18 protein-coding genes are annotated in these 23,078 nt (G+C 69.1%); 11 read left to right on the plus strand and 7 right to left on the minus strand.

Translation table 11 applies throughout. The features are described 5' to 3' along the window. From WEB06_08340 to WEB06_08360, 5 genes are all read left to right on the plus strand, one after another. The coding region (locus WEB06_08340) for a hypothetical protein (GenBank protein MEX2555626.1) at nucleotides 1–161 on the plus strand (161 nt) is incomplete at its 5' end. Continuing rightward, entirely contained in the window at nucleotides 158–1,165 is a 1,008-nt protein-coding gene (locus WEB06_08345; GenBank protein MEX2555627.1) for a 3-oxoacyl-ACP synthase, read from the plus strand. The genes WEB06_08340 and WEB06_08345, both read left to right, overlap by 4 nt. Before the next feature lie 13 nt (nucleotides 1,166–1,178). Then, on the plus strand, nucleotides 1,179–2,783 hold the full coding sequence (locus WEB06_08350) for a long-chain fatty acid--CoA ligase (protein ID MEX2555628.1): 1,605 nt from the start codon (nucleotides 1,179–1,181) through the stop codon (nucleotides 2,781–2,783). A 66-nt stretch (nucleotides 2,784–2,849) separates the two neighbouring features. Beyond that, nucleotides 2,850–3,296 (plus strand): VOC family protein, encoded by a 447-nt coding sequence (locus tag WEB06_08355; protein ID MEX2555629.1) that lies wholly within the window; start codon nucleotides 2,850–2,852, stop codon nucleotides 3,294–3,296. A 105-nt stretch (nucleotides 3,297–3,401) separates the two neighbouring features. Then, complete coding sequence (locus WEB06_08360; protein MEX2555630.1) at nucleotides 3,402–3,839, plus strand: SRPBCC family protein; 438 nt, start codon at nucleotides 3,402–3,404, stop codon at nucleotides 3,837–3,839. Here the strand turns inward: WEB06_08360 and WEB06_08365 are convergent. From WEB06_08365 to WEB06_08375, 3 genes are read right to left on the minus strand one after another with little or no spacing between them, the layout of a single operon-like run. Continuing rightward, nucleotides 3,836–5,278 carry an aldehyde dehydrogenase gene (locus tag WEB06_08365; protein ID MEX2555631.1) on the minus strand — a complete coding sequence of 481 codons (1,443 nt, stop codon included), beginning with the start codon at nucleotides 5,276–5,278 and terminating at the stop codon, nucleotides 3,836–3,838. The genes WEB06_08360 and WEB06_08365 overlap by 4 nt on opposite strands. A 59-nt stretch (nucleotides 5,279–5,337) precedes the next feature. Continuing rightward, nucleotides 5,338–5,577 carry a ferredoxin gene (locus WEB06_08370; protein MEX2555632.1) on the minus strand — a complete coding sequence of 80 codons (240 nt, stop codon included), beginning with the start codon at nucleotides 5,575–5,577 and terminating at the stop codon, nucleotides 5,338–5,340. Further along, a complete protein-coding gene (locus WEB06_08375; GenBank protein MEX2555633.1) occupies nucleotides 5,574–9,362 on the minus strand; it encodes an adenylate/guanylate cyclase domain-containing protein in 3,789 nt (1,262 codons plus the stop codon). Before WEB06_08375 ends, WEB06_08370 begins: the two co-directional genes overlap by 4 nt. 104 nt (nucleotides 9,363–9,466) lie before the next feature. Between WEB06_08375 and WEB06_08380 the strand changes: the two genes are divergently transcribed. Together WEB06_08380 and WEB06_08385 are read left to right on the plus strand one after the other, a co-directional pair. Then, nucleotides 9,467–10,273 carry a cupredoxin domain-containing protein gene (locus WEB06_08380; protein MEX2555634.1) on the plus strand — a complete coding sequence of 269 codons (807 nt, stop codon included), beginning with the start codon at nucleotides 9,467–9,469 and terminating at the stop codon, nucleotides 10,271–10,273. Between the two features lie 3 nt (nucleotides 10,274–10,276). Next, the gene (locus WEB06_08385) at nucleotides 10,277–11,314 is read left to right on the plus strand and encodes a universal stress protein (protein ID MEX2555635.1); all 1,038 of its coding nucleotides are present in this window, start codon (nucleotides 10,277–10,279) and stop codon (nucleotides 11,312–11,314) included. Here WEB06_08385 and WEB06_08390 read toward each other — a convergent pair. Then, a complete protein-coding gene (locus tag WEB06_08390) occupies nucleotides 11,311–11,778 on the minus strand; it encodes a response regulator (protein MEX2555636.1) in 468 nt (155 codons plus the stop codon). The genes WEB06_08385 and WEB06_08390 overlap by 4 nt on opposite strands. A gap of 194 nt (nucleotides 11,779–11,972) precedes the next feature. On the opposite strand from WEB06_08390, the gene WEB06_08395 reads away from it, so the two are divergent. Next, on the plus strand, nucleotides 11,973–13,094 hold the full coding sequence (locus WEB06_08395) for a methyltransferase (protein ID MEX2555637.1): 1,122 nt from the start codon (nucleotides 11,973–11,975) through the stop codon (nucleotides 13,092–13,094). On the opposite strand, the gene WEB06_08400 is transcribed toward WEB06_08395, so the two are convergent. Further along, a complete protein-coding gene (locus WEB06_08400) occupies nucleotides 13,082–13,429 on the minus strand; it encodes a Rieske (2Fe-2S) protein (GenBank protein ID MEX2555638.1) in 348 nt (115 codons plus the stop codon). The two genes, WEB06_08395 and WEB06_08400, sit on opposite strands and share 13 nt — an antisense overlap. 55 nt (nucleotides 13,430–13,484) lie before the next feature. Here WEB06_08400 and WEB06_08405 point away from each other — a divergent pair, with 55 nt between their 5' ends. The 3 genes from WEB06_08405 to WEB06_08415 all read left to right on the plus strand — a co-directional run bounded on the left by WEB06_08405 (nucleotide 13,485) and on the right by WEB06_08415 (nucleotide 16,960). Further along, entirely contained in the window at nucleotides 13,485–13,754 is a 270-nt protein-coding gene (locus WEB06_08405) for a MoaD/ThiS family protein (protein MEX2555639.1), read from the plus strand. Then, nucleotides 13,747–14,823 (plus strand): sialidase family protein, encoded by a 1,077-nt coding sequence (locus WEB06_08410; protein ID MEX2555640.1) that lies wholly within the window; start codon nucleotides 13,747–13,749, stop codon nucleotides 14,821–14,823. Before WEB06_08405 ends, WEB06_08410 begins: the two co-directional genes overlap by 8 nt. Before the next feature lie 262 nt (nucleotides 14,824–15,085). Further along, on the plus strand, nucleotides 15,086–16,960 hold the full coding sequence (locus WEB06_08415; GenBank protein MEX2555641.1) for a glycoside hydrolase family 15 protein: 1,875 nt from the start codon (nucleotides 15,086–15,088) through the stop codon (nucleotides 16,958–16,960). On the opposite strand, the gene WEB06_08420 is transcribed toward WEB06_08415, so the two are convergent. Both WEB06_08420 and WEB06_08425 read right to left on the minus strand, forming a co-directional pair. Then, entirely contained in the window at nucleotides 16,957–20,196 is a 3,240-nt protein-coding gene (locus WEB06_08420; protein MEX2555642.1) for an ATP-dependent DNA helicase, read from the minus strand. The genes WEB06_08415 and WEB06_08420 overlap by 4 nt on opposite strands. Continuing rightward, complete coding sequence (locus WEB06_08425) at nucleotides 20,193–23,072, minus strand: ATP-dependent DNA helicase (GenBank protein ID MEX2555643.1); 2,880 nt, start codon at nucleotides 23,070–23,072, stop codon at nucleotides 20,193–20,195. The genes WEB06_08420 and WEB06_08425 overlap by 4 nt, the downstream gene beginning before the upstream one ends. Nucleotides 23,073–23,078 lie beyond the last annotated feature (6 nt).

Below are 23,078 nucleotides of genomic sequence, written 5' to 3' on the forward strand. Positions count from 1 at the left end.
TACGCGCCGGATCCACCGCCGACCCCGCGGAGATCCAGCGCTTCTGCGCCGAGCAGCTCGCCAAGTTCAAGGTGCCCGCCTCGGTGGTGTTCGCCGACACGCTCCCCCGCAACCCGACCGGCAAGCTGTTGAAACCCCAGCTCCGGGAGCGATACGGATGAGCGCCCGCGTGTTCATCGCCGACCTCGGGATGTACGTGCCCGAGCGGTTCGAGTCGGCCGCCGAGATCTCGGGTGCCAGCGGCATCCCCGAGCAGGTGCTCATCGAGAAGTTCGGGCTCGCCGGCAAGCACCGCGCACGCCCCGACGAGCACGTCTCCGAGATGTGCGTCTCGGCCGCCCGCGCGGTCGTCGAGCGCAACGGCGCCGACTCGATCGACGCGGTGATGTACTTCGGGTCGCACTGGAAGGACCACATGGTCTGGCAGGTCGCGCCTGCGGTCCAGGAGGCGCTCGGGATCGACGGGTTCGCGTTCGAGGCGATCAACTCCAGCGCCGGCGCGCCGGTCGCGCTGAAGATCGCGCGGGACATGCTCGTAGCCGATGAATCGCTTCGGTCGATCCTGATGGTCGCCGCCTCGCGCGAGTCGGGGATCATCGACTACACCAACCCGCGTTCGCGCTTCGCGTACAACTTCGGGGATGGAGCCGTGGCCGCACTGCTGCGCCGCGATCACGGCAACGGCGAGATCCTGGCCTCGTCGCTCATGTCCGACGGGTCGTTCGCCTACCACGTCCACGTCCCGGCAGGCGGCAGCGCCCACCCCGCCGGCCACGAGACCGTGGACGCTGGGATGCACTTCCTCGACGTGATCGACGGCGTGGAGATGAAGCGCCGCCTCGACCCGATCACGATCAAGCGTTTCGTCGAGGTCGCGCGCGACGCCGTCGAGCGCAGCGGGCACGATCTCGCCGACCTGGACTGGTTCCTCCCGATCCACATGAAGCGCTCGATCCACGACGCGCTCTGCGCCGAGCTCGGCGTCGCCTTCGAGCGGTCGGTCTACCTCGACCATCACGGGCACATGAGCGCGGTCGACCCGCTGCTGTCGCTGTGCATGCTGCGCGACCAGGGCCGGCTCGCGGACGGCGACCTGATCTTGCTCCTCGCCGCCGGGACCGGGTACACGTGGGGAGCGACGATGGTCCGCTGGGGACGCTCGTAGAGGGGGTTCCACGATGGCGATGATGGAGACACCGCTCAACGCTTGGATGATGTTCGCGCATGCGCCGACCCACTACGCCGACACCGAGGTCGTGACCAAGACCGGCCCCGACGAGCTCCACCGCTACACCTACGCCGATTTCGCGAAACGCGCGCAGCAGCTGATGCACGCGCTCGACAAGCTCGACATCGGAGAAGGCGAGCGGGTCGCGACGCTGGCCTGGAACACCTACCGCCACCTCGAGTGCTACTTCGCGGTCCCGTGCACGGCGCGCGTGCTGCACACGCTGAACCTGCGCCTGCACGTCGAGGACCTCGCGTACATCATCGGCCACGCCGACGACCGCGTGATCTTCGCCGACCCCGACATGCTTCCGATCCTCGAGAAGATCGGAGACGGACTCGCGAAGGTCAAGCACATCATCGTGCTCGACGGAACCGTGCCGGAGACGACGCTCCCCGATGTGATCGCCTACGAGGACCTGATCGCCGACGAGTCCGACTCGTACGCGCCGAAGGACATCCCGGAATCGACGCCGCTCGGAATCTGCTACACGTCGGGCACGACCGGGCGGCCGAAGGGCGCCGTGTACACACACCGCTCGACGGTGCTGCACTCCTTCGCGGCCGCGTCGACGGGCGGGGTCGGGATCGGCCCACAGGAGTGCGTGCTCCCGATCGTCCCGATGTTCCACGCGAACGCCTGGGGGATGCCGCACGCCTCGACCATGGCCGGCGCGAAGCAGGTCTTCACCGGGCGGCACCTCGACGCCGCCTCGATCGTCGATCTGCTCGCCGGCGAGCGCGTCACGATCGCCGGCGGTGTTCCGACGATCTGGCTCGCGGTCGGCGACGAGCTCTCCAAGCGCGGCGTCACAGAGATGCCGGGCCTGAAGCACGTGGTGTGCGGTGGATCGCAGCCGCCGCGCGCGCTGATCGAACGGTACGAGCGCGAGTTCGGGATCAACATCATCCAGGCGTGGGGGATGACCGAGACGAACCCGCTCGCGTCGGTCTCGTGGCCGAAGGAGAAGATGCGCGACTGGCCCGCGGGAAGGCTCACCGACGCGGTCCGCACGCAGGCGGGGATCCCGGTCCCCGGGATCGACATCTCGATCCGCGACGACGAGGGGAACGAGGTCCCGGCCGACGGCGAGGCGATGGGCGAGCTGCTCGTGCGCGGGCCGTGGGTGATCGACTCCTACCTCTACAACGAGGACCCCGATCGGTTCACCGAGGACGGATGGTTCCGGACCGGCGACGTCGCGGTGCGCTCGGCGGAGGGCTACTTCGTGATCGCCGACCGCACCAAGGACCTGATCAAGTCGGGCGGCGAGTGGATCTCCTCGGTGGACATGGAAGGCCACATCATGGCGATGCCGGGGATACTGGAGGCGGCCGTGATCGCGATCCCCGACGAGAAGTGGCAGGAACGCCCGCTGGCCTGCGTCGTGCCGCGTCCCGGTGAGACGATCTCGCTCGAGGAGGTGCGCGACCACCTTGCCGGCCGGGGCTGGGCGAAGTGGCAGCTGCCCGACCGCATCGAGGTCATCGAGGCCGTCCCGAAGACGAGCGTCGGAAAGTTCGACAAGAAGGTCCTGCGCGTTCGGTTCGGCTGAGCGGAATACGGGTAACGGCCAGGACGTTAGGCTTGGTTCAGGCAGCACCCGTCCGGGAGGTTCGTCGTGGAAGTCAATGAGCTCGGCCACATCGTTCTCTACGTCCGCGACCTCGAGCGGTCACGCCACTTCTACCGCGACGTGCTCGGCTGGAACGAGGTCACCGAGCTGGGCGGGTTCGGCGCGATGTTCTCCTCGGGACGGACGCATCACGAACTGTTGCTGATCGAGGTCGGGCCCGACGCGACGCCGATCCCGTCGGGTCGGCGCGTGGGCATGTACCACTTCGGGCTGAAGGTCGGCACCACCGACGACGAACTCCGCGAGGCGTACGCGACCTTGCAGCGTGAAGGCGTCCCGGTGCTCGGCAGTGCGGACCACCACGTGACGCACAGCCTCTACATCGCCGACCCCGACGGCAACGAGATCGAGCTGTACATCGACGTCCAGCCCGAACGCTGGCGCGAAGACCCGACGGTCATCGCCGGAGCCCCGAAGCCGTTGCGCTTGTAGCTCTCGACCCTGCGATATGTTCTTGCTGCAGAGATCGACACTCATTGTCATCTATCGCAGCGAGAACTGGATAGGAGCCTCGCCCCGAAGGCAAGGAGATCTGAATTGGTCGACGTAATCGTCCACATCGACATCGCCCGGCCGCCCGGCGTGGTGGCGGCCTTCGCGATGGAGGCGGAGAACGACCCGCGGTGGATCGGCGGTATCTCCAGCGCCCGGCGCCTCACTCCCCCGCCCACCGGCGTGGGCACCCGCGTGGAGCGGATCGCCTCGTTCCGCGGCAAGCGCATCGAGTACGTGATGGACGTCGTCGAGCACGTCCCCGGCAAGCGCATCGTGCTCAAGACGGTCAAAGGCCCGTTCCCGATGGAGGTCACCTACGGGTTCGAGGACCGCGACAACGGCACGCGCGCCTACACCCGCGTCGCCGGCAACCCCCGCGGTTTCTACTGGCTTGCCGGCCCGCTCCTCGCCAGAGGCGTGAAGCGCAACGTCGGCCGCGACCTCAAGAATCTGAAGAAGCTACTCGAATCTCAGATCTAGAACGCCGGAATGATCGACTTCGCTTCGGTGTACTCCTCGAGGCCCTCGCGGCCGAACTCGCGGCCCATCCCCGAGTTCTTGAACCCGCCGAACGGCGCGATGAAGTCCATCAGGTAGCGGTTCACCGCGAGCGTGCCGGTCCGGATCCGCCGCGCGATGTCGATGGCGTGGTCGGAGTCCTTCGTCCACACGGACCCGGCCAGCCCGTAGTCGCTGTCGTTGGCGATCCGGATCGCGTCCTCTTCGTCCTCGTAGGGGATCACGACCAGCACCGGCCCGAAGATCTCTTCCTGCGCGATCCGCATGTCGTTCGAGACCCCGGCGAACAGCGTCGGCTGGACGTACCAGCCCTTGTCGAGCCCGCTCGGACGGCCGTTGCCGCCGACGACGACGCGCGCGCCCTCTTCCTGGCCGAGCGCGATGTACTTCTCAACCCGCTCCTGCTGGCGCTTCGCGACGAGCGGCCCGATGTCGGTCGCACGGTCGGCCGGGTCGCCGGTGTTGAGCGCGGACATCATCCCACCGACCGCGTCGACGACTTCGTCGTAGCGGCTCTTCGAGGCGAGCAGCCGCGTCTGCGCGATGCATGCCTGCCCGTTGTTCATCAGCGACGCGAACTTGAGGTCCTCCATCATCGCGCCGAGGTCGGCGTCGTCGAGGATGATCGCCGCCGACTTCCCGCCGAGCTCCAGCGAGAACCGCTTCAGCTGCTCGCCGCAGATCGCGCCGATCTTGCGACCGACCGCCGTCGAGCCGGTGAACGAGATCTTGTCGACGCCGGCGTGACGAACCAGGTACTCCCCCACCGCCGGGCCGCCGGGTACGATCGAGACGACGCCCTCGGGGACGCCGGCCTCGACGAGCCAATCGGCGACGACGTTCATGTCGATCGGCGTCTCGGGCGCCGGCTTGATCACGATCGTGCAGCCGGTGACGAGCGCCGGCGCGAGCTTGTTCATGACGTTGAACTGCGGCACGTTCCACGGCGCGACGGCGCCGACGACGCCGACCGGCTCACGCCGGACGATCACCGGCTCGCCGAGCATCCCGACGCGCGTCTCTTCCCAGTCGAACGTCTCCGCGATGCGGAGGAACGTGGTCAGCATCATCCACGGCGACGGCGCCTGCGCGAGCTCGGAGAAGGTGATCGGCGAGCCCATCTCCTCGGTGATCAGCGCGGCCAGCTCGCCCATCTTCGAGGCGTAGATCTCGGTGAAGCGCTGGACGATCGCACACCGCTCTTGCGGCGTCATGCGCGGCCAAGGTCCGTGGTCGAAGGCCTCGCGCGCGGCGGCGACTGCCCGGTCGATGTCCGCCTCGGTCCCGTCGGGAACGCGGGCCATGACCTCCTCGGTGTGGGGCGAGATCACGTCGATGGTTCCGGTGCCGGCCGGGTCGACCCACTTGCCGCCGATGAAGAGCTTGTCGAAGGTGCGCACGATGGTCCTCCTCGCCGAGGTTCGTCTCAGGACAGGGTACCGACCGGGGGGCCTCGCTGTCAGCGGCGCCTGGGGTTGATCGCCCAGGGGGCCGGGTCGCCCGAATCCTCGACGATGATCGCTCCGGTCGGACACGACGCGGCCGCGTGACGGAGGATCTCTTCCTCAACGGTCTCGGGATCGAGCACGTCGGCCTTCAGGAACTCGCGTTCGCGCCACCGGAAGGCCGTCGGGGCGAGGAAGATGCAGGTCCCGGCGCCGATGCATCGCTGGCGGTCGACCACGACCCGCAGCGTCACACGATCCCCTCTCGCAGAGCGGCGGTCGCGGCTTGGCCGCGGGTCGTCGCGCCGATCGCCTCGAAGATGCGCGCGACCTCCTCGGCGACCTCCTGCTCGTCCCTGCCTTCCGCCTGAGCGATCTCTTTGTTCGTCTGCCCCGCCATGACGCGGCGCAGCATCTCGACCTCGTCGAGGCTCAGCCCGGCGGGAACCGCCGCGCCGGAGGGCAGCATCCGAACCGCTTCGTCGCCACCGACCAGCGTCATCAGCTCGCTCATCAACGGGGTGCTGAGCCAGCGGGCACGGATCGAGTCGTCGGACGTCTGGAACAGCGCCATGACCACGTCGCCGCGCATCTGCATCCGGAACTCGGCGACGTGTGGGTCCTCGACATCGCTGGTTGCTCGCGCGACGAGCAGGCGCGGATCGGTGTGCAGGAAGGCGAAGAACTGCCGGATCCGCCGGAACTCCGCGATCGAAGCCAGCGCTTGCTCGAGGGCGGCCACGGCATCTCCGCGAGCGAGGGCGATCTGAGCGAGGGCGGCGTAGCCCTCCGCTTCGAACCACGCGTCCGAAGTGGGGAGCGCCTTCGCCATGCGCAGGGTTTCCTGTGCCCAGCCCTCGGCGCGCGCGAGCAGATCGGGATCTCCTTGATCGGCGCCCAGCCGCGCTCCATGGACCGCGAGCGACGCCAGTACCTCGGTTCGTCCCGCCGGCGAGCCGCGTTCGGTCGCCAACGACAACGCCCGCTCGAGATGCCGCTGCATGCCCGCCGCGTCGCCGTCCGCAGCGCGCACCATGCCGCGCCATGTGTCGAGCTGGCGGTCGGGCAGGGCGTCCAGCCTCGAAAGGGCCGCCGCTCCGGCCTTGTCGAGCCACGCGTCCGCCTCCGGTATCTGGTCCAGCATCGTGTAGGTGAGGGCGACGCCGCCCGCCGCGTAGAGCTCCAAAGCGCTGTTCCCCAGCGCGCGAGCGGCTTCGTACGCCTCCGTCCCGCGGATGAGCGCCAGGTCGAGCGGACCGTGCGAGCGCGCGTACACCTGGATCGAGAAGAGCATGTAGGCGTCGCTCTCAGCGCGTTCGCTCTCGCTCGTGAGCCGCTTCAGATTTCGCCGCAACAGGCGGATCTGCTCGATGCGGCCGGCGTGGCCGTGCCGGGTCTCTTCCAGGATGTTGGCGTACGCCAGCGCGATCAGGCTCGACATCAACCCCCGCTGGTCGCCCAGCCGCTCATACGCCTCGACCGCCTCGGTCAAGATCGCCCGGGTTTCTTCGAATCCTTCGCGGATCTCGGGGATCTCACGAGGATCCCCCGTGGGGTCGGCGAAGAGATCGGGGTTGTGCTCGAGCATCTCGAGCACGAACTTGCGGCCCTGTCCGAACCGGATCACGCCCTGCTCCCGCCGCACCGCAGCCCACATCGGCTCGTCGCCGAGCTGCGTGGCGAGCTCGAGCGCCCGGTCGTATGCCTCGCCGGCGGCGTCGACGTCCACCAAGCTCGTTTCGGGACTGAACGACTCGCCCATCGCGCGCTGCAGCTGCGCCTGCCCGAGCTCAAGGCACGCGCGCAGCTCGGCCCGCAGGTCCCCGCGCTCGACCGCCGTCGCCCTCGCGGCCAGCGCGATCTCGGCGGCGCGCTCGTAGTCCTCCGTCTGGCGCGTCGCGCTCGCGCGGCGGAGCGTCGCCTCGAGCTCGAGCGCGTCGTCGCCGAGCGCGCGGGCGAGCGCAGACATCTCGGCGAGCGTTGCGATCCGCTCCTCGGCCCGCCCGAGCGCCTCCAGCGCCTCATCCCGGAGCCGGAGCAACTCGGCGCGATCCTCCGGAGACTGGGCCGCGCCGCGCGCGAGGTCTGCGGCGCGAAGAGCCTCTTCGGGCGCGAAGGTCTTCAACGAGTCGCGCGCGGTCTGGATCGAGTAGCGGACGCCCTGATCCTGCTCGCCCGCCTCGAGGAAGTGGAACGCCAGGGTGGCGATGCAGATCGCGCCTTCGTCGAGCCCGGTCTCCAGCTTGCGCGCCAGCGCACCGTGGATCTTGCGCCGGCGCTGGCGCGGCACCTGGGCGATCAAGGCGGATCGGATCTCGTCGTGCGTGAAGGCGTAGTCGTTGGCCGAGCCTTCGGGCAGCTCGATGATCAGGTTGGCCTCGATCGCAGGCTCGAGAGCGTCGGCGAGCTGCATCACGCTCGGGCGCTCCTCGGCGTTGAAGGCCGCGAGGACGTCGCGAAGCTGGGAGAGCGGGAACCGGCGACCGATCACGGCCGCGTCCGAGACGATCTGCCGGGCCTCGGGTGCGAGCTGAGCGAGACGCCGCTCGATCAGGATCTGGACGTTCGGCGCCACCGTGGATCGCGCGGCCTGTGACAGCTCCAGTTGCCCGCCGACGACCTGCATCAACCCCGCGTCGCGGAACGAGCGCGCGAACTCGACGATGAAGAACGGCACGCCCTCGCCGCGGGCGTGCAGCGCGGCGGCAGCCTCCTGACTGACCGGCGTGCCGAGCAAGTGCCCGAGAAGCTCGGCGGTTTCGGCACGCGTCAGTCGCTCGAGCTTGGTCCGGCGGGCGAGCCCCATCCGTTCGAGGTCGGCGACGAGCGTCGTCGCCGCACCCACGCCGGGCCCGGAGTCGGGACGTTGCGCCAGCATGATGAAGATCGGGCTGCTCGACGAAGTACGGACGATGTAGCGGATGAGTTTCAGGCTGTCCTCGTCGGCCCATTGGAGGTCGTCGAAGAAGAGCGCGATCGGTTGCGACTCGGCGATCGTTCGGATCGCGACCGTGGCCACGTCGTACACGCGGAGCATCTGCTCGGCCGGCTGAAGTCCGGTCTCCACCTGTCCGCGTCCCGACACGACGTCGCGCGCGCGCTCGAGCACCTCTCTGGCCATCGCCCGGTCGGCGAGGGTCTGGATCGAAACCGAGGTGAGCAGCGTGCGCAAGATGAAGAACGGTCCGCGGAGTTCCTCGTCGCCGCCGACGATCACGGTTCCGAAGCCCCGCGCGAGCGCGCCCTCGAGGGCATCCTCGATGAGCCGCGTCTTCCCGATGCCGGCTTCGCCCTCGACGGCGAAGACCCGGATCTGTCCTTGGGTCACCGCTTCGAGGTCCTGCTCGATCGTGAGGCGCTCCGACGATCGCCCGACGATCGGAGCGTGGTCGGGGCGCACGTACGTCTCTTCCAGGACGCCGCGTGGTGCATCACGATCGGCTTCCGCGGTCGGCGCCGGAGCGACGGCCGGTGAGGCCGTCGCGGTTTCGGCACGCCACCCCACTTCGAACACACGCCATTGCGTCGGGAAGCCCTTGAGGCTGAACAGGCCGCGGTCCACGAAGCTGAAATCGCGCACCCCGGAGGTGAGGTCTTTGGTCACTTGCGAGACGAGGATCTGCCCGCCCTTCGCCTTCGCCGAGATGCGCGCCGCCGCGTTGACCGCGGTGCCGTACAACGTGCCCGACTCGCGGAGCACCTCACCGGTGTTCAGGCCGATACGGACCTTGATCATGTGGTTGGGCCCGGCCGAGTTGTGGACCTCGAAACATCGCTGGATCCCGATCGCGCACTCGATCGCCTTGCGCGCCGAGCCGAACGCGACCATGAACCCGTCGCCCATGAAAACGACCTCGCGCCCGCCGAAGAGGTCGATCTGCTCCCGAAGCATCTTCTCGTGGGTGCGCATGACCTCTTGCGCGACGTCGTCGCCTTCGCGCGTGCGGAGATCGGTCGAGCCCTCGACGTCGGAGAAAAGGACCGTGACGGTCCCTTCTGGGAGCTCCGACGGGGTGGGGTTGATGATGGGTTCGTTCACGGACACGAAGGTTACCGTCGCCGGGATACCTGGGCTACGGATGCCTCCATCCGGATGGACCGGCAGGCCACCTACGTGGGCTCGGAACGCTCGCGTACGGCATTATGGCCGCCGTGGCGTACCAGTGGTGGGTATTCCTTCATCTCGCGGGCGTGTTCGGGCTGCTCACGGCGCACGGCGTTTCGGTCGCCGTCGCGCTGCGTCTGCGGACCGAGCGGGATCCCGCTCGGGTCGCCGCGTTGCTCGAGCTCTCGGCCAGAACGGTTCCGGCGTTCTACATCTCGCTGGCCGTGCTGCTCGTCGGCGGGGTCGTTGCGACGTTCGTGGGCGACTTGTGGTCGTTCGGGTGGATATGGGCGGCCATCGGGACGCTTTTGGTCGTGACGCTGGCGATGATCTTCATGGCGCGCCCCTACTACCAGCGGGTCCGGTTCATCTCACGTGCCATGGCCGAAGGCTCGCAGGCCGTGAGCGCCGAGCAGTACGACGAGGTCCTGTCGGACCGGCGCCCGTTGACGGTGACCTGGATCGGGGTCGTCGGGCTCGTGTTGCTCCTGTATCTGATGGTCGTGAAGCCGACGCTCGGCATGGCGCCCGGCGCCGAGCCGGCGCCGAGCGGGACCGGGCCGGTCGTCACGCTTTCATCCGTGAGCAGCCGCTTCTCGCCGGCGACGCTCTCGGCTCCGGCCGGCACACCGTTCTCGCTCCGCTTCGAGAACGAGGACTCGGGGATCCCGCACAACGTCGCGATCTTCAGCGACTCTTCGGCGTCGCGGTCGCTGTTCGTCGGGGCGACGTTCGCCGGGCCGGCAACCCGCAACTACGCGGTGCCGACGCTCGAAGCCGGTACCTACTTCTTCCGCTGCGACGTGCATGCGACGACGATGACCGGATCGCTCGAGGTGGGATGAGCCATGGGATACCGCACGATCGTCGTAGGCACGGACGGCTCCGAAACGTCCATGCTCGCCATGGAGAAGGCCGCGCGGCTCGCGAAGCAGGTGGAGGGCAAGCTGCTCGTCGTGTGCGCGACGGCGCCGGTCGGCCTGCACGACTACCGCGCGAAGGAGATCCTGACCGACGCTGCGTACGCGCTCGAGGCGTGGGGCGTCCAGGGCGAGACGATGTTCCGTGAGGGCCACCCCGACAAGGTCCTGCTCGACATCGCCGCGGAGCGGGACGCCGATCTCATCGTGATCGGCAACATCGGCGTCGGCAAAGCGAAGCGGTTCCGGATCGGGCCGATCCCCGAGCGTGTGGCGAGTGCGGCGCCGTGCGACGTGCTCATCGTGTACACGACCGACCTGAAATCGGAAGAAGGGCAGCAGCTCTACCATCGCATCCTCGTCGGCACCGACGGCTCCGCGACGGCGACCGAGGCCATCCGGAAGGCGTTCGATCTCGGCATGACCTTCATGCTCGGAGTGACCCTGTTGTACGCGGCCGGCGACCGGATCATCGGCGCGATCGTTCTCGAGCAAGCGGCGAAAGCGAAGCATCGGACGCTGAAGGTCGATACACAGCTCGTCGACGGCGATCCGGCCGACGCGATCCGCGAGACCGCCGAGAAGGAAGGCTGCGACCTGATCGTGGTCGGCAACCGCGGCATGACCGGAGTGCGCCGCCACCTGCTGGGCTCCGTGCCGACGAAGGTGATCCATTCCGCACCGACCGACGTCTTGATCGCCAAGACCGTCGACCGCACCGTGGAAGACCTCGCGCCGGGGACGGGCGGGCTCGTCGACGTCGACGGGCGCAAGCTCGCCGTCTACAAGGGCGAGGACGGGAACACCGTCGCGCTGTCTCCGCGCTGCACCCATCTCGGGTGCACGGTCGACTGGAACGCAACGGCAGTCACCTGGGATTGCCCCTGCCACGGGTCGCGCTTCTCGAAAGAGGGCGACGTGGTGCAGGGCCCGGCGAAGACGCCCCTGGAACGCGAAGCGCTCTAGGCGTTCGCCGCCTCGGACGGTTGCTCCGCTGGACGCCGTCCGGCCGCGAGATCGCGCAGCTTCGTGTGGAGCAGCCTCGTCTCGAGCAGGTTGCGGATCCGGAGCACGACCTCGTCGTGATCGAACGGCTTCTCGAGGAAGTCCTTGGCGCCGAGCTCGAGCGCGCGGTGCCGGTGCTCGGGGTTGACGTCGGCGGTGAGGAAAACGATCGGCACCACGTCGTCTTCTTCCATCATGTCGTGCATCTTCCGCATCACGGTGAACCCGTCGATCGGGAACATCATGAGGTCGAGCAGGACGATGTCCGGCGACACCCGCTCGAAGGCCGCGAGCGCCTCGCGCGGGTCGGTGTAGCCGGTGATGTTCGTGAACCCGGCGTCGGTGAGGATGTAGCGGAGGAGCCGGATATGGATCTCCTGATCGTCGACGATCAGGATGCGCGCCCCCGACGGGTTGATGGCCACAGCAACTCCCCTCCACGGTCGGCTCGGGTACGGCCGCACACATGGCGGAGGACCGGCGCTCCGGCCGGGCGCTGATCGCGCCACTCATCACCGGACGACGCTCATCGTACGGTGGCGCGCCACGCTTTGGAAGTCCCAGCCCGGAACATCCCTTTCGCGGTGATGGGGCGCGACGTGCGTAGACTTCCGCGGCGATGCCTCCCCGCGCGAAGCGGCTCTGGATCCCCCCGGTCTGGCTCGTCCGGCCGGCGGTGAGGTTCCGGAACGCGCTGGGACGGCTGCACGGCCGCATGGTTCCGCCGCCGCTACTGGTCATGGAACGCATGAACGGGATGGTCGAAGCGAAGATGATCTCGCTCATCGCCGAGCTCGCGATCCCCGATCGCCTCGCCGGCGGGCCGCGCACGGCCGGGGACCTCGCCGGTGAGGCCGGTGTCGACGCCGACGCGCTCGACAGGGCCCTGGCATTCATGGTTTCGCGCGGGCTCCTCGGCCGGAAACGCGACGGTCGGTTCACGAACAACCCGTTCTCCGACACGCTTCGCTCGGACCATCCGCAGTCGATGCGTGGATGGGCCCGCTTCTTCGCGAGCGAATGGCATTGGGAGATGTGGAACCACGCCGGCCACTCGCTCGAGACCGGCGGAAGCGCCGCCGTGCCGGCGTTCGGCGCCGGCTTCTGGGAGTACCTGGGCTCGAAGAATCCGGAGGCCGGCGCGACGTTCAACCGTGCGCTGGCCGGCACCTCGCGGATCGCCGGGCCGATCCTCGCGAAGGGCTACGCCTTCTCGGGGGTGCGACGCTTGTGCGACGTCGGCGGCGGGACCGGCGGCATGCTCGCGGAGGTGCTGGAACGCCACCCGTCGATGCGCGGCGTGCTGTTCGATCTTCCCGAGGTCGTCGAGCAGGCGCGGCCGGCGCTCGCGGAGCAAGGCCTGCTCGATCGAGCGGAGATCGTCGCCGGAAGCTTCTTCGACTCGGTTCCCGAAGGATGCGACGCATACATGCTGCAAGCCATCATCCACGACTGGGACGACGAGTCCTGCGTGACGATCCTGTCGAACTGCCGGAAGGCGATGGCTCCCGGGGCGCGGATCCTGGTCATCGAGAACGTGCTGGGCCCGGCGCCGTCCTCGGCGGATCAGTTCGCGAGGTCGTTCGACCTGGTGATGCTGGTGACGTCGGGCCTCGGCCGGGAACGGTCGAAAGCGCAGTTCGAGTCGCTGTTCGCGCGGGCCGGGCTCCGTATCCGCCGGGATGTGACGCTACCGTCGTTGTTCCACGTCCTCGAGCTGCAAGCCGATCACTCGACGTAGAGCGTTCCGCCTTTGTCGGCGACCTTGCCGCGCCCCAGCGGCAGCACTTTCGTCAACGCCATGAAAGCCCGGCCCAAGCCGGGGATCTTCGCGAAGACACCCTGCGGCCCCCGCACCATCCGTCCGGACTTCACGTCGTAACGCGAGCCGTGCCACGGGCAAACGAGGCAGCCCTGCGCATCGATCGAGCCCTTCGCGAGATCCGCGTAGAGGTGGCGACAGCGGCGCGTCACCGCGAACACGTCGCCCTTCGCGTTTCCGACCGCCCACTTTCCGGCGCCGGTCACCGCGCCGGGTTTCAGATCGGACGCGGGCCCTACCTTCGTCGCCCCCATGGAAGCCTCCCAGCTGCCTTCGTGCCGAACGAGCGCGCAGCATACACTTTGCGGTGTGGCGGTGGTCGTGTTGCGGTCCCCTTTGAAGGAGATGGCGGACGGGAACGGATCCGTTCCCGTCGAAGGGGCGACCGTGCTGGACTCGATCCGTTCGCTCGAGACCGCGTATCCGCGGATCGCCGGCTGGGTGCTCGACGAGACCGGCGCGTTGCGCCGGCACGTGAACATCTTCGTCGGCGGCGAGCGCGTCGAGCTCGATGCGGCGATCGAGGGCGATACCGAGATCACCGTCCTCCACGCGATCTCGGGAGGGGCGTATGGCTGAGCAGGCGGAGGTTCTCGTCGGTACCAGCAAGGGCTTGTTCGTGCTGCGCGGAAAGCGCGGCGGCCCGATGGAGGTTGCTGCGCGCCAGTTCCCCGGCGTCACCGTCGAGTACGCGGCGAGGGATCCGCGCGCGGGCGTCTACTACGCGTCGGTGACGGACGCGCACTTCGGTCCGCGCGTGTGGATGACGAAGGACGTCGAAGGCGAATGGGAGCAGACCGGCGGTCCCGCGTTCCCTGCCGACACCGGTGAGGCGGTCGAACGGATCTGGGTGATCGTGCCCGGCGAAGGCGAAGGCGTCGTCTGGGCGGGCGTCGCGCCGGCGGCCCTGTTCCGCAGCGGCGACGGCGGACGGACCTGGGAGCTGAACCGGGCGCTGTGGGATCATCCGAGCCGCAAGGACTGGCAGCCCGGCGCCGGCGGGATGTGCCTGCACTCGATCTGCCCTTGGCCCGGCGAGCCCGACAAGGTCGCGATCGGGATCTCGGCGGCCGGGGTCTGGCTGACGGATGACGGCGGGAGCAGCTGGCGTCGCGGCGTTCAAGGGATCGTCGCTCGATACCTTCCCGAGGACGCGCCTCAAGACGCGGCGGACCTGTGCGTGCACAACATGTACCGGGCGCCGCTACAGCCCGAGCGGCTGTGGATGCAGTTCCACGGCGGCGTGTACCGATCCGACGACGCCGGCGAGTCGTGGAACGACGTGGGGTCGGAGGGCGGGCTCCCATCCGACTTCGGGTTCCCGATGGTGATCGACCCGGCGGATCCGGCGCGCGCGTTCGTGATCCCGCTCACCGCCGACGTCGACCGAGTCACGCCCGACGGCAAGCTCCGCGTGTTCGAGACCCGCGACGAGGGCTCGACCTGGAAGGCGCGGACGAAGGGGCTGCCGCAGAAGAACACCTACCTCACGATCCTCCGGCAGGCGTTCTGTCACGACGGCCGGGATCCGCTCGGCCTGTACTTCGGCGACAAGGCAGGGACCGTGTACGGGTCGGCCGACGCCGGAGCATCGTGGAAAGCGGTCGCCCAGCGACTGCCGTCGATCGCGAGCGTCCGCGCGTCCTAGCTCGCCGTGGCCTGGACTACGCCGGTGAGCATCGTGAAGCGCGACGGATCCCGATGGCTGGTGGCGCCTACGGGATCGTGGGATGGGTCCACAACGCACGCGCGGCCGGTCGGGTCACGCTCAGCCGAGGCGGCTCGGCATCCGGTGTTCCGGGTGGAGCCCTCGCTCCCGGAGGGACAGACATGACAGACATGACAGTCACTCCCCGGAGGAGCGTCAGACGCGTCTGACACCCCTGGACGCGAGCCGTATCCTTGGCCTCGTGAATCGCATCGGGGACTACGCGCTCATCGGTGACTGTCACTCGGCCGCGCTGGTCGGCCGCGACGGATCGATCGACTGGGCGTGCTTCCCGCGGTTTGACTCCCCCGCCGCGTTCTCGAAGATCCTCGACGCCGCCCAAGGCGGATCGTTCGCGATCACGCCCGAGGGCGTCCGCGAGGTCCGTCGCGCCTACATCGACGGCACCAACGTGCTCGTGACGACCTTCGTGTGCGAGGGCGGCGTGTTCGAGCTGACGGACTGCATGCCGGTCGAGCGCACCGACGACGAGCACCCGGTCGGGATGATCCCCCACCACGCGATCATGCGCCGAGCGCGTTGCGTCGCGGGTTCGGTCGACGTCGCAGTGCGGATCGACCCACGTTTCGAGTACGCCTCGTGCTGCCCACGCTTCCGCCAAGCCGGCGATCACGCGGTCGAGATCGTCGGCGGCGCCGATGCGCTCTACGTCCAGTCGACGCACCCCATCGAAGCCACCAAGGACGCCGTCGAAGCGACGTGGCCGCTCCGCGCCGGCGAGGAAGCCTGGATCGACGCGGTATGGCGCGTCTCGTATCAGCCGAAGCGCCAGCACGGCAACGCGCTCCGTTACCGGGTCGAGGGCGCGCGGCGGCTCGCCGCGACCGAAGACTTCTGGCGCAGCTGGCTGGCCGGATGCACCTACGAAGGCATCCACGAGGCGGCCGTGCACCGCAGCGCGCTCGCGCTGAAGGCGCTGACCTACGCGCCGAGCGGCGCGATCGTCGCCGCGCCGACCACCTCGCTGCCGGAGTCGATCGGCGGCGGACGGAACTGGGACTACCGCTACACCTGGATACGCGACGCCACGCTGACACTCACGTCCCTGTTCGCGCTGGGCTTCACGCGCGAGGCCGACCAGTTCAAGGCGTGGCTCGAGCGCACCGGCGCCGGCCGGCCCGAGGACCTCCAGATCATGTACGGCGTCGGCGGCGAGCGCTCGCTCCCCGAGCGTGAGCTCGAGCATCTCGCCGGCCACCGCGACTCGGCGCCGGTTCGGGTCGGCAACGGCGCCGTGAAGCAGCTGCAGCTCGACGCGTACGGGCAGATCCTCGAGGCCGCATATCTGTACGGGAAGGCCGGCGGGGAGCTGACCGAGAGCAACTGGACGTTCCTTGCCGGGCTCGCAGACATCGCGTGCGAGCGATGGCAACACCCCGATCAGGGCATCTGGGAGATCCGCGACCCGCCGCGCCACTTCGTCCACTCGAAGCTCAACTGCTGGATAGCCCTGGATCGTGCGGTGCGGATCGCACGGGCGTTCAACCTGCCGGGCGCGGTGGACGAATGGGAGGCGCAGCGCGACGCGATCAAGGACTACCTCCTCGAGCAGGCCGCGCCCGACGGCTGGTTCCATCAGGCGGTCGGCAATCCCGTCCCCGACGCCTCCACGCTGCTCGTCCCGTCGAGCGGGCTGATCGCATCAAGCGACCCGCTCTCGATCGGCACGATCGACGCAGTGATGCGGTCGATCTCGCGCGACGGGTTCGTGTACCGGTACCTGTCGCCCGACGGCCTCACCGGCGACGAGGGGGCGTTCCTCCTGTGCAGCTTCTGGCTGGTCGATTGCCTCACGCACGCCGGCCGGATCGAGGAAGCGGAGGAGCTCCTCGACAAGCTCGTCGGACTGGCGAACGACGTCGGACTGCTGGCAGAGGAGGCCGACCCGGCGACCGGCGAGCCGCTCGGCAACTTCCCGCAAGCCTTCTCGCACATGGCGTTGGTTCTCTCCTGCACGTACCTGTCCGCAGCGAAGCGCGGAGAGATACCCGACGAACCACTGGACTATGCGGAGGCAGCGCTCGAACGGCTGAGGGCCGGCACCCGCGAGAGCTAGCTCTCCTCGGCGGCGACGAACCCGCGGCCAGGCTCGCAGAACGGCAGGAACGCGCACCAGTGGCATGCGGCGCTCGGCTCAGGCTCGTACTCACTTTCAGCGATCGCTCGGAAGGATGCGAGTATGCGGGCCCGGATCGCGTCCATGTCCCCGGCGGCGCGCGACACTTCTTTCCCTTCCGAGACGTAATAGTAGGTCAGCGTCAGATCCTCGGGCTTCTTGCCCCACACCTCGTGCGCGGCGAGCGCGTACACGTCCAGCTGTAGCCCGGCCACCTGATCCCCTTCCGCCGGAACGCGGCCGGTCTTGTAGTCGACGATCTCCCACGCGCCGTCGCGCTCCCCGAAGATCGCGTCGATCCGTCCGCCGATAACGAAGCCGTCCACCGCGAGCAGGAACGGCCGCTCGGTCGCCCACGGAGTCACGCCCGCGAAGCGGCTGGCGCTCCACGCGTCCCGGAGGCGCGCCAACGTCCCAGGCTCCTCCCCACGCTCCTCGGGTGCGAGGTCCGGCAGATCCTCCGGATCGAAGAGGGCGGCCTGCCCCTGACTCTGCTGCTCGATCCAGCGATGGATCTCGGTGCCGATGCGCGCGGCTCCGCTCGGCCGGCGGGGCAGCGGCCGGACGTACTCCCAATAAAAGAGCTTCGGGCAGCGCTCGTACTCCAATAGCGCCGAGACCGAGAGCGTTGTCGGCGGGGACGGTCGCGGGTCGGTGGAGGCCCGGCTCGAGATCAGGTCGATCCGCTCCAGGTGCGATCCGAGGTGCGAGTCGAACAGAGCCCGCTCTTCGTCCGACAACCAGCCCGGCGCGGCCGGCTCCTCCATCGCCGCGACCGCGGCCGCGTGCCACCCCTCCGGGAACGGGCCGCCGGCGTCGTCGGCTCGCGCTTCCGGGGGCCAGACCTTGGCGCGCTCTGCCCGGAACTCGATCAGGGGGTTGGGCTCGGGGCATTCCGGTCGCGGGCCGAGCTCCTCGCAGGCTTCGTGCGAGACGATCTCGTTGAAGAACACGCTCGGCACGAAGGGGTCCTGCGGGCCTTCGTACCAGTAGGCCGCCGAGCACACGAGCACCTCGCGCGCGCGCGTCAGCGCGACGTAGCAGAGGCGCCGCTCCTCCTCGAGCCCGCGCTCCTTCAGCGTCTCGCGGAACTTCTTGATGTTCCCGTCGTACTGCGGCAGCACCTCGCGATCGCCGCGGAAGTCGAACGGCAGCGTCTCCGGTCGGGTGACCGGGTTGGGCTGGCGCGACACATCGGGGAAGATCGCGGAGCGTCTGCCCTCCGCCAGGCCCGGCACGAACACGACGTCCCATTCGAGGCCCTTCGCCTTGTGGATCGTCAGCAGCTTCACGGTCTCGGCGTCGGAGAGCTGCACCTGCTCGAAGTCCTCTTCGGCTGCGGCGGCGGCGTCCAGGTAGGACATCAGCGTCGAGAGCGTCGCGTCGCCCTCGACCGGCGCGAACGACGAGACCGAGCCGACGAAGTTCAGGAGGTTGCGCCGCGCCCCAACCGCGACCGGCGACGACGACGCCTCGAGCTCGCGCATCAGGCCGGTTCGCTCGATCACGACGGCGACCAGCTCGTCCAGCGGGCTCCCGGCGGCGGCGTCCCGCAACGATCCGAAGAACAGGTTGAACTCGCGCAGGCGCACGCGCGCTTCGTCCGACAGGCCGGTCATCTCTTCGTCGTCGAGGTTGTCGAGCGCCTCGGCGAGCGCGAACGCGACGTCGCCCGGGTGCTCGGCCTCTTTGAGGTCCTCCTTCAGCAGGCGGTTGCGCCGGGCGCTCCACCGCGCGAGCGCCACCAGGTCGCGGTAGCCGATCCGCCACTGAGGCCCCTGCAGCACGCGGGCAAGCGCGATGTTGCGGCCCGGATCCTCGAGCAGGCGCAGCCAGGAGACAACGTCAACGACCTCCGGGAGCTGCAGCAGCCCGCCGAGGTCGACGACCTCGACCGGGATGCCTTCTTCCCGCAACACCTCGGCGATCGGTCCGAACAGCCGCTTCTTGCGGCACAGCACCGCGATCTCACCGTACGAACGGCCGGCGGCGCGCTCTTCTTTGATGATCCCGGCGATCTTCCGCCCCTCATGCCGCTCGTCGAGCCCGACGAACGCGAGCACGCGCCCCTCGCCGCGCGAGGGATGCGGCCGGAGCTGCTTGTCCTTGGCGCGGCGTTCCTCGGGAACCTCGGAGATCACGCGGTTCGCGACCTCGAGGATCCGCGAGCCGGAGCGGAAGTTGACGTACAGCGGCCGCGAGTCGCCGGTGAACTCGTCGGCGAACCGCAGGATGTTGCGGAGCGAAGCGCCGCGCCAGGCGTAGATGTTCTGGTCGGGATCCCCGACGCACATCATCGGATAGCCGGCGCCGAACAGCTCCGAGATCAACACCGCCTGCGCGAAGTTGGTGTCCTGGTACTCGTCGAGCAGCACGACCGGATAGCGGGCGCGGAAGTCGGCGACCACGGCGGGGTAGTTGCGGATCAACTCGACGGCCTTCGCGATCTGATCGCCGTAGTCGATGACGCCGAGCTCGGCTTTGCGCTTGGAGTACGCGTCGACGAGTCGCGCCAGCTCGGCCCGCCGGAACCCGCATTCGCGCGCGTCGCGGTCCCAGGCTTTCTTGATCTCTTGCCGTCCGGCCCACTCCTCGCTCGCGGCGGCGAGCTCCAGCGGGTCGACGAGGTGGTTCGCGCAGTGGTCGGCGAGCTGCAGCATCAGGCGCACGGTGTACGGGACGGTGCGCACCTCGAGGTGATCGAATGTCCGGTCGGTGAACAAGGTCGACGCGAGCTGCCACTTGTGCGCGGCGGTCAGCAGCATCGGCCCGGCCTCGACGCCCATCCGCAGCCCGTAGTCGTCGAGCAGACGCGCGGCGAACGCGTGGTAGGTCATCACGGTGGCTTCCTCGCCCTCGGGGAGCCCGAGCGGCGCGGTCGCCTCGCGTACGCGATCGGCGAGTTCCTCGGCGGCTTTATTCGTGAACGTCAGGCACAGGATCTCCGACGGGCGCGCCATCTTGTTCAGCGTCAGATAGACGACACGCGCGGCCATGACCGCGGTCTTGCCCGAGCCGGCACCGGCGACCACCGCGCACGGCGTGAGGTCGTGCGAGATCGCGCTCCATTGCTGGACGGTCGGCGGGCGACCGTCCTTGCCCATCGCGGCGAGGATCTCGGACGGCGCGCCCTCGTACGGAAGCTCGTCCGGACGGACCGGCTCGGCGGGGGTCATCGCACCGCCTCGCGGCCCTCGGGCCACAGTGGGCAGATCGGCTTGAAGTCGCACCACCGACAATCGGCCGCCGGGTTCGGCGCGAACGACTCGGCGCGGATCCGTCCGACGAGCTCGGTGATGGTCTGTTCGGCCCACTGTTCGTATCCCTCGCCCGGGGTGAACACGACGCGGGCGAAACCGTCGTCGCCGCGCATCGCGCCGAGGTACGAAAGCTGCAGGAAGCCCGTCCTGCCGAGCTTCGCCAGCTCGGGGTCGCGCAGCATCGCCAGGAAGTAGGCGCCGAGTTGCAGGTTCGTTTCGGTCTCTTCCTTGGTGGGCGCCCAGCGGCCGGTCTTGTAATCGACGAGCCGGAGCTTGCGGTTCTGGTTGCGGAAGATGGCGTCGATCTTTCCGCGGATGACCGCGTCTCCGAGCGGATATTCGAACGACACTTCTGAGTGCTCGACCGTCGCCTGCTCGCCGGTCATCCAGCGGCGGAGCATCTCCTCGGCGTCGAGACGACGGCGGTGCTCGACGGCGGCGTTCGGGAACCGATCCGGGTCCCACATCTCCGCGAGAAGCGCGAGCACCGGCTCCTTCTCGCGCGGAACCTCGCTGCGCTGAACCTTGTCGATGATCTCGTGGATCACCGAGCCCAGCCACATCTGGTAGGACTGCTCGGGATCGAGGCCCATCTCGACCTCGTAAAGGTACTTCAGCGCGCAGTCCTCCATGTTGGACAGCCGCGAGTACGAGGTGCGGATCGCCTCTCCGTAGAGCGCGACGCCGGGGTCGGTCCAGTCGCGGCTCCCCCACCAGACCCGCGGATCGGCGCCGGTCCGCGGCACCGCCGCGAGCGCGGCGAGCCGCTCGGCCGGCGGCGCTTCGGCCGACGCGACGGTTCGACGCAGATCGGCCTCGAGCGAACGGAGCGACGACGAATGCCGGGTGGGGTCCCCGTCGCGATCCCACTCGAGCGACAGCCGCTTCGCGTACCGGCTCGGCGTGCGAGGGTTCGTCCCGCTCGGCGACTCGCTCGCGAACAGGATCGTGCGTCCGCGCGAACGGCTCACCGCCAGGCGGAAGAGGCGCCGCTCCTCGGCCAGCGAGTCGGTCAACCGCTCGCCCGGCGCACGCGGCGTCAGGATCTGATCGAGGTCCAGCAGCGCGGCGGCCCGGCGCGGCGCCGGGAACTCGCCTTCGACACATCCCGCGACGCAGACGAGATCGAACTCCAGGCCGTGCGCGCGGTGCGCCGACACGACCTGCACCGCGTGCGGGTTCCGCTCCTCAGGCAACACCCACGGATCCGGCCCGAACTCCGCGGCCTCGAGCGTCTCGAGGTAGTCGGCGATGCTCGCGCCCTCACCGCGCCGTTCGGTGAACCGGGAGATGATGTCGCCGAGCGCGGCGAGCGCGTCGAGATCGCGATGGGAGCCGCTCTCCACGAGCGCGTGCGTGTACGGAAGGTTGGACCAGAGCCAGAAGAAGACATCGTCCGGCGGGTGGGTCGCGCGTTCCTCGACACCTTCGACGAGTGCACGGAAGCGCTCGACTACCACGCGAAGGTCTTCCGGCAGCGAGCCGAGGTCGGGGTCTCCGTGAACCAATCCTTTCAAGGAGGTCTCGCGGCGGCGCGCCTCCCTTCGGAGGCGGCGGAGCCCGTGCGGGTCGAGGCCGCCGGCCGCCGAGGACAGCACCGGCTCGAGCAGATCCTCGCGCCGTTCCGGCCGGAGCGCGTACCGGAGGAGCGTGATGACCGGTCGGTTGGCCGGTTCGGCGGCGACGGCCGACGCTTCGCCGAGGACGACGTGCGGGACCCCGTGCCGCGACAGCGCATGCCGGAGCGCGGTCAGATACTCGCCGTAGCGCCTCACCACGACGGCCATGCGCTCCCAGGCGACGTCGTCGTCGACCCGTGCGCGGAGCAGTTCGTGCGCGATCGCGTCGGCCTCTTCGCCGGGGTGGACGTAACACCGCGCCTCGATCCCGGCGACCGTGGCCGGCGCGGCGGCGGCGTCGGGATCGTCGAGAACGGCGAGCCCCGCGGCGTGCAGCCGGCCGTTCGACGGATCGAGGGCGACGAGCTTCGGCGCGAGCAGCTCGTCGATGCGGCGTAGCGGCTCGAGCGAGCCGCCCCGATACGCGAACACGTGACCGCCGCCGTCGGCCGCGATCACGGTGGAGCGAGCGCCTTGCGCCAGCGCATGGATGATGGCCTCGGCGGCCGGCGTGACGTCCTGGTAGTCGTCGACGAGGAGGTGGTCGACCGCCTCCTCCTCACCGAGCCCGCGTTGCAGCAGGGCGACCGACTGGTGCAGCAGCCCCGCGAAGTCCACGCGGTTCGACGCGGTCATCACGTCGAGATACCGCGTGAAGAACCCGACGACCTCCCGCACCTCCCGGCGTCCGGCTCGGCCGAGCTCCTCCCCAAGCGAGGCCGGGTCGTGCAGTCGCTCCTGAGCGCGAAGTACGAAGTCGGCGACCTCGCGTGCGAAGCCGCGCACGGTGAGCAGATGCTCGAAGGTCGGCCAGTCCTCGAGGCGCTCGTGCAGGAGCAGCTCTCGGACCGTCGCGTATTGCTCGGCGGCGGAGAGCACCTGCGGCGGCTCGGGGTAGCCGAGCTCCGCGAAACGGCGCCCGAGGACGCTGTAGGCGAACGAGTGGGCGGTGTGGACGTGCAGCGTCGGCAGCGAGCGGCGCAAGCGCCGGAGCAGATGCTCACGCGCCTCCCGCGCGGCCCGGCGATTGAGCACCAGGAGCAGGACGCGCTCGGGATCGGCACCGCCCTCGATCAGCCGAGCGAAGCGCTCGACCAGAGCGCGCGTCTTGCCCGTGCCCGGCGGGCCGGACAGCAGAAGCCGTCCGTCGTCGCGCTCGAGCACGTCGCTCATCGCCCT

The sequence above is a fragment of the Actinomycetota bacterium genome (assembly GCA_040905475.1).
In the GTDB taxonomy this organism is placed as follows: Bacteria; Actinomycetota; AC-67; order AC-67; family AC-67; genus DATFGK01.

What these genes read in the sequence shown, in the direction of transcription:
- WEB06_08345 (MEX2555627.1), top strand. Translation starts at nt 158, where the DNA reads ATGAGCGCCCGCGTGTTCATCGCCGACCTCGGGATGTACGTGCCCGAG.
- WEB06_08350 (MEX2555628.1), top strand. Translation starts at nt 1,179, where the DNA reads ATGGCGATGATGGAGACACCGCTCAACGCTTGGATGATGTTCGCGCAT.
- WEB06_08380 (MEX2555634.1), top strand. Translation starts at nt 9,467, where the DNA reads ATGGCCGCCGTGGCGTACCAGTGGTGGGTATTCCTTCATCTCGCGGGC.
- WEB06_08385 (MEX2555635.1), top strand. Translation starts at nt 10,277, where the DNA reads ATGGGATACCGCACGATCGTCGTAGGCACGGACGGCTCCGAAACGTCC.
- WEB06_08395 (MEX2555637.1), top strand. Translation starts at nt 11,973, where the DNA reads ATGCCTCCCCGCGCGAAGCGGCTCTGGATCCCCCCGGTCTGGCTCGTC.
- WEB06_08400 (MEX2555638.1), bottom strand. Translation starts at nt 13,429, where the DNA reads ATGGGGGCGACGAAGGTAGGGCCCGCGTCCGATCTGAAACCCGGCGCG.
- WEB06_08410 (MEX2555640.1), top strand. Translation starts at nt 13,747, where the DNA reads ATGGCTGAGCAGGCGGAGGTTCTCGTCGGTACCAGCAAGGGCTTGTTC.
- WEB06_08420 (MEX2555642.1), bottom strand. Translation starts at nt 20,196, where the DNA reads ATGACCCCCGCCGAGCCGGTCCGTCCGGACGAGCTTCCGTACGAGGGC.
- WEB06_08425 (MEX2555643.1), bottom strand. Translation starts at nt 23,072, where the DNA reads ATGAGCGACGTGCTCGAGCGCGACGACGGACGGCTTCTGCTGTCCGGC.